Raw genomic sequence first — 6,384 nt, 5'->3', positions numbered from 1 at the left:
ACGAGTTTGAATATGGCAAGTTGCGGGTTTGAAACCGTAATTTTCCAATGTTTGTTAATTAGTTTAAATGTACTAAAATTTTCCTATTTACAAGAATTAAGCAATTTGCTATATGCAGTGTTGTGTGCTGCCCTTTTTTATTCATTCGGTTCTATATGAATTAATACGTGTCCTAAACTCGGTATTTCTTGTCGTAAATAGTCTTTTAAACAATGAGCGATTTCGTGACCTTCTTTTACTGAAATTTTCCAATTAACAATTGCGTGTAAATCTACGTGAAATTTCATTCCAGATTTTCGGATAAAACATTTCTCTGTATCTAAAACACCTTGTACCTCAGTTGCTTTGTCTCGAATTTCAATTATTAGGTGGTCATAAAGTTGTTCGTCCATAACTTCGCCTAAAGCTGGTCTTAAAATTAAGTAGCTATTATATAAAATAAAAGTAGAAGCAAATAAGGCCGCCCAATCATCTGCTGTTTCAAAACCCGCTCCAAATATGATTGCTATTGAAATTCCAATAAAAGCCATTACCGAAGTTATTGCGTCACTTCTGTGATGCCAAGCATCTGCTTTAAGTGAAGAACTATTTGTTTGTTTACTTTTCTTAATTACAATTTGAAAAGATATTTCTTTCCAAATTATTATTAGACCTAACACAATCAAAGTCCAAGATTTCGGTGTTTTATGAGGTGTCTGAATGTTTTGAATACTTTCATATGCGATTACTGTAGCAGAAACAACAAGAAAAGCAACTACTCCGAAGGTAATTAATGGTTCAATTTTTCCGTGACCATACGGATGGTTTTCGTCTGCTGGTCGTTTTGCATATTTAAATCCTAACAATACTAAAATTGAAGCAAAAATATCTGTAGTAGATTCAATCGCATCTGCAATTAAGGCATAAGAATTTCCAAAAACACCCGCTAGTCCTTTTATCAAGGCTAAAGCAGTATTTCCAACTATACTAAAGTAGGTTGTTCGTATTGCTGTTTGTTCTACACTCATTTAAATAATTAATTTGAACTGCAAATATCAGCAAAATGATATTAATATTTAATTTTTTTCGAAAGTTAAATAATCAGTTCCTCCATTTCCTCCACTCACATCAATTAATTCAATTTTTGTTGCTGTTTGACTTATAAAGTGCCAGTCATCAGATAATTCTTCAAAATTAGGAGGAGAAGCAAAGAAGAGATTAAAATCTAAATCATCTGAACTATCGTCACTACTATTCCTATCGCCAATACTCCAGGTTCCGGTATACGTATTAATGCCATTTGAAGCTGTTAATACATTATTGATTCCAAATGTAAAATTATATCCTGAATAATTGTTCAATTCGTCATCACCACTGTCGATGTATTTTGTGATTTTCCAAGTATCTTTCTTAACATTTACTTCAACTTGAGATTGAGTATCATCATTAGTTGGGGTATCATCATCTGAACACGAAATTAAAAAAAATGTCGAAATGAAAAATAGGGTTGTGAATTTAAAAAGTAATGATTTCATAATTGGTATTTTTTATTTTATTAGGTGCAACTTTTTAACATATTGGATAATTCAGTTACACCTTTTAGGTTACTATTCTTTTATTGTGGAAAACCATTAGTTTGCCAAGTTTTTAAATTTTGTATTTGTGTTGCTGTTAAATTCCCATTTGGAGGCATTGTACCATTCTCTACTCTTGCAATTAAGTTTCTGCCAGTAACTGCATCTTTAACATTATTATAAGTTGATAAAGACATTGGAGCTCCGTTAGAGGGTGTGGTTCCATGACAACCCAAACAATTTCCACTAATAATTGAATTTATAGTGTTTGTATAGGTAATTGTACTTGTAGGATTATCTACAATTATATCGTCATCATCACTATTTGAAGAACAAGATGCAATAAACAGCATCATAAATAAACCGGTTAATCTTAGAAAATGTTTCATAATTTTGATTTTAGAATTAGTAATTTATATGTTAGTATAGTTTTTCTTCATCTTTTGCTTTATGTAGGTAAAAATCTCTTGAAATATTAAATCCAAAGTGAATATCACCATTAAAAAAGTCACCAGTAGTTTCTGCAATAAATCCCTTTTCGTTCATTGCTCTTGAATTTGTGAAAATTAGTTGAAAAGTATGACCCCCAGTTTCTATATCAATGCCTAAACCCAATGAGTTTTTTGTTTTTAAAAAGTCGAAAGAATTAATTGAATAATAATATTCACCGTTTATTGATATGTGGTTGCTGATTTTAACTTTTGTACCAATCCCTAAAGCATAAATGTCATTTGGATCTTTAGAACCCGAAACTGTATTAAAATGAATATAAGTTGGTGTAATTTGAAGTGAAAAATTTGGATTAAATTTTCGAGCTAATAATATTTGGCTTGTGTAAGTTAGTCTATCACTAAATGAAGGTTTATCTAAAGGATCATAATTTTTTAAGGTTTTTTCTGTAGCACTTGTAAATAAAGTAATACTAATTGGCACAGTTTCATTACCTGTTTTTTGTTTTATAATTTTATATTTCACATACCCATCATAAACTTTTTCAAATGAACTTCTCCCTAAAGCTATTGCAAAATCATTAGATATTGCATACTCAAAACCCAGTCTAATATTTGACTGATCTAATCCAAATAATTCATAAGCTCCAGAATTAATTTGTCCAAATCTATGTTGTATTAAAAATTCTAATACTCCTTTTTGCCTTGTTTCAATTGATTGACCATTCATTATTCTAGTTCCATTAAAAGTACTAGTTACAATGTTAGTGGTGCTTAATGTTTCTTGTTCTAAAATAGCATCTAAGTTTTGAGAAATTAGAGTATTTGTTATTAAAAAAATAAACAGGACCAATAGTATATTCTTCATTTGTTTTGAATTTATAAATTTATAAAGCTTGATATATTTAGTTATATGGTTTATGATTAAGTTCAAATGAAATTTTAATAATTTTAGCAATGTTATTTCTAACGACCATTGGAATTTTAATGTCAAAATCGGCAACTTCAACCATAAAATGACCTGATAAGTTTATTTCATTTTCTAAAATAACAACATTTGCAATTGTACTTACTTCTTTTTCTTTTCCGTGAATTGATAAAATTCCTTTAATTTCTAAGTTAGAATTTTCGCCCTCAAACTCATTAAAATTTAGAATAAAACCCTTAAATATTGCCTTTGGATATTTATGAGATTCAATATAGCTTTCATTAAAATGTTCTTGCATTAATGCTTTTTTAAACATAAAAGATTTCATTAATAATTGAATAGCAATTTCACCAGTTTCACTATCGATAATACTTACAACCTGATAATTATTGGCTTTTATATCTTCAACTAACGAGTGTGAAAAGAAAGAAATGTAACCGTCTTTAGTCAAATATTTTCCCTGTGAAAATGCACAAATACTAAAAAGTAATGTAATTATTAAAATAGTATTCTTTATCATTTTAAGTTATTTGAGTTGTTAATTAATACACATTTTACCATAATTAAATCTAATAAATATCCCGTACATACTCCCCTTATTTCTATAACATCACCTTTTTTATGTTTTATGGCATCTAAATTATTTTCAGGAAGCATGTTACAAATAACACCAAAAGAATTGTTTTTGCTTTTTAATGTAATAACACTATAACCTTCATTAATTGAAATTTCAAAAATTGTGCCTTTTAATTGAATTATATTATCCGTATATTTTTTATTTGCTAAAAATTCATCTTGTTGAAATTCATCAACTATTTCATGAACACTTGTATATATTGATGCTTCTGCATTTTTTATATCAATATGAGGCTTGTTATATTGCTTTAATGCATAACCTAGAAGGAATATAAGTACAATTCCAACAATACTTATTATTTTAAATGTTTTATTTTTCACAATTTTGAAAATATGAATGATTCAATTTGTTAGAATTACTTATAAAATATTAAATGAAATACCTTTATTGTACATCAAATTATTTTAAATTTAATGAGGTTGAATTTATAATAGTATGACTTTCATCTTCATTATGATAGGTTAAAATAAAGACTGTTTTTATAATAATATTTGTGTTATTTCATTAAATTTGAAACAAATAACAAATAGTTAAATCGTTTTTCAAAAAATAATTTAGTGAAACGGAATTATATCTGTTAAAACGGAAAAAAAGCCATTGAAAATTTAATTAAATTGAAAAAACAAACCTTATCCCTGCTCACATTACTTGCTATATCCATAATAGTTTTTGTTATTGGATATATAAATATGAATTATTTAATTAAAGTTAGTACCAACCAGTTTTTAGAAATTCAAATTGAATCAAGTCAAAGGGAAGCTAGAGAATTTTCAAATTTAGTTACCTATCAAATTGCAAATGGAACGCATAGAGATACCATAATTAATAATATTCAAAAAAGTATTGAAGGAACTAATATTGAATCCGGTTTTATTTGTATGTTCGATTGGTCTGGTGTAGAAATTTGTCACCCAGATCCACAAAAAATAGGAAAAAAAGTTAACCCAAATGAATCTTATGTGCGACCATTAGATGAAGGATTAGATTCGGAAGATTTTTATCAGTTGTTAGTAAATAAAGAACACGGTGGTGGCGTTAGAGAGTTTAATACTGATAGAAGTTCTGAAATAATTTACTTATACCCGGTTAAAAATTCGGATTGGATAATTGCGGCTCATGCCAATATTACCAATATTGATAAAAAGATTAATAAGTTGAAGTTTACATTTATTTTAGTTTATTTATTAACAGGAGTTTCTATAATATTACTTTCAATAATTTTTATAAGATATTTAAGTAATTATTATGAAAAGGAATTAGAGTTGAAAAATCAACTTTTAATGGGTGAAGTTTTAACACTTTCAAAACTAAATACAAACCTAACAAATTATAGAAATAAAATTAGCGATAGAATAGATAGCCTTTCTAACATTGAAGAAGAAAATGAGGATAATTCAAAATTTAAAAAAAGAGTACTAACATATTCAAAAAATAAACTAATTTCAATAAAAATAGAACAAATAGCTTTTATTAATACTGAAAATTCAATTACTTCTATAACCTGCTTGGATGGAAAAAAATACACTTCAAATTCTAGCTTAGATGAACTTTATAATAATTTAGATAATTCAATTTTTTTTAGAGCTAATAGACAATACATAATATCTGTAAAAGGAATTGAAGAAATTGTAAAATACGGTAATAATCAATTAAAAATTAATGCCAAGTATTGTAATCCAATTATTATAAGTAAAAATAAAGCAGCTGAATTTAAAAAATGGCTGAATCAATAAAACTTAAGGCTATACTTTTATTTAGCGATTATGTTTGAAAATATTGCTAATGAGGGGTTTTGACTAAATTTCTTTATTATTTACCTTTTAGTGGACAAGTTTTGATACCAAAAGGTGCATACAACGGACAAAAACTAATTAGACTTGTTAAAACAAATACTCCAGCTAAAATCAAAAGTACTATACCTAAAGTTCCTGAAATGACACCTACGGAATAAAGAATTCCTACGATTGCAGCAATTATCACTCTGATAATTCTATCTGCTGTTCCCATATTTTTTTTCATGTTTTAAATTTTTATTGTTAATATTATTTAAAACAAAGAAATGGTTATTAAATAACCTATGCAGTGACTACGGTCACCACTCACCTATAATTTCAATTCCGTCCTTACTTTGGAACAATTTCCCTTCTGTTTCTAGCTTTTTCAAAACTCTTGTCACTACTTCACGAACTGTTCCTAATTCATTAGCTATTTGACTGTGACTCATTTTAATTAAGCTATTATTATTGAGTGCTGATTTTTTCTTCAAATGGTCAAAAAGTCTTTTATCCATTTTATCTAATAACAAATGTCCAATTGTATCTATAAGTTCTGAATATCTGAGGTTATATTGATTGTAAAACAATTCATTAAAATCAGGATATTCTTTCAGCCACTTTGGTAAATATTTTATTGGAATCAACAGTATTTTGGAATCTTCTTCGGTAGTTGCAATTACTTTGCTAGGTGTATTTTTTAAAGCAGCGTAGAAAGTCATTACACAGCTCTGAGATGGCTCAATATAGTATAGCAGTAATTCCTTTTCATCAAAACGTGAATACACTTTAACCAATCCATTAAGCACAATTGGAACTACGCTAATATATTGCTCTTCTCTAAGGATTTCTGTTCCTTTTGGGAATTCCTTAATAGTCGATTCATTCAGAATCTTATCAACCAAATCAGGTTTTAAAAAAGATAATATTCTTTTAGTAAGCTCCATTTTTTAGAATTTTTGTGTTTTTATCGGGTTGCACACAACGGATTTTTATAAGATTTGTGCGACTGAGAAATCGGAGATTTTTCGGACGTAGCAAATCG

At 27.8% G+C, this 6,384-nt stretch carries 9 protein-coding genes; 1 reads left to right on the top strand and 8 read right to left on the bottom strand.

The window, feature by feature from the left end:
* Positions 1-137 precede the first annotated feature (137 nt).
* The 6 genes from Q0352_RS03220 to Q0352_RS03195 all read right to left on the bottom strand — a co-directional run bounded on the left by Q0352_RS03220 (position 138) and on the right by Q0352_RS03195 (position 3,887).
* Positions 138-1,007: a cation diffusion facilitator family transporter gene (locus tag Q0352_RS03220; RefSeq protein WP_299523531.1), complete on the bottom strand. Its 870-nt coding sequence runs from the start codon at positions 1,005-1,007 to the stop codon at positions 138-140.
* 48 nt (positions 1,008-1,055) lie between these two features.
* Entirely contained in the window at positions 1,056-1,514 is a 459-nt protein-coding gene (locus Q0352_RS03215) for a hypothetical protein (RefSeq protein WP_299523528.1), read from the bottom strand.
* Between the two features lie 80 nt (positions 1,515-1,594).
* The gene (locus tag Q0352_RS03210; protein WP_299523525.1) at positions 1,595-1,942 is read right to left on the bottom strand and encodes a cytochrome c; all 348 of its coding nucleotides are present in this window, start codon (positions 1,940-1,942) and stop codon (positions 1,595-1,597) included.
* 31 nt (positions 1,943-1,973) lie between these two features.
* Positions 1,974-2,870, bottom strand: coding sequence for a DUF5777 family beta-barrel protein (locus tag Q0352_RS03205; protein WP_299523522.1), 897 nt, complete (start codon positions 2,868-2,870; stop codon positions 1,974-1,976).
* 37 nt (positions 2,871-2,907) lie between these two features.
* Positions 2,908-3,450 (bottom strand): YceI family protein, encoded by a 543-nt coding sequence (locus Q0352_RS03200; RefSeq protein ID WP_299523519.1) that lies wholly within the window; start codon positions 3,448-3,450, stop codon positions 2,908-2,910.
* Complete coding sequence (locus Q0352_RS03195; protein WP_299523516.1) at positions 3,447-3,887, bottom strand: hypothetical protein; 441 nt, start codon at positions 3,885-3,887, stop codon at positions 3,447-3,449. The genes Q0352_RS03200 and Q0352_RS03195 overlap by 4 nt, the downstream gene beginning before the upstream one ends.
* Before the next feature lie 294 nt (positions 3,888-4,181).
* On the opposite strand from Q0352_RS03195, the gene Q0352_RS03190 reads away from it, so the two are divergent.
* Positions 4,182-5,300 carry a LytTR family transcriptional regulator DNA-binding domain-containing protein gene (locus Q0352_RS03190; RefSeq protein ID WP_299523513.1) on the top strand — a complete coding sequence of 373 codons (1,119 nt, stop codon included), beginning with the start codon at positions 4,182-4,184 and terminating at the stop codon, positions 5,298-5,300.
* A 76-nt stretch (positions 5,301-5,376) separates the two neighbouring features.
* Here Q0352_RS03190 and Q0352_RS03185 read toward each other — a convergent pair whose 3' ends face one another.
* Both Q0352_RS03185 and Q0352_RS03180 read right to left on the bottom strand, forming a co-directional pair.
* Entirely contained in the window at positions 5,377-5,586 is a 210-nt protein-coding gene (locus Q0352_RS03185) for a DUF2892 domain-containing protein (protein WP_299523510.1), read from the bottom strand.
* A gap of 73 nt (positions 5,587-5,659) precedes the next feature.
* Entirely contained in the window at positions 5,660-6,286 is a 627-nt protein-coding gene (locus Q0352_RS03180; protein ID WP_299523507.1) for a Crp/Fnr family transcriptional regulator, read from the bottom strand.
* Positions 6,287-6,384 lie beyond the last annotated feature (98 nt).

The organism is uncultured Lutibacter sp., assembly GCF_937891065.1.
Classification (GTDB): Bacteria; Bacteroidota; Bacteroidia; order Flavobacteriales; family Flavobacteriaceae; genus Lutibacter.
The sequence above is the reverse complement of the archived record's forward strand: the minus strand, read 5'-3'. Positions and strand labels throughout refer to the sequence as shown.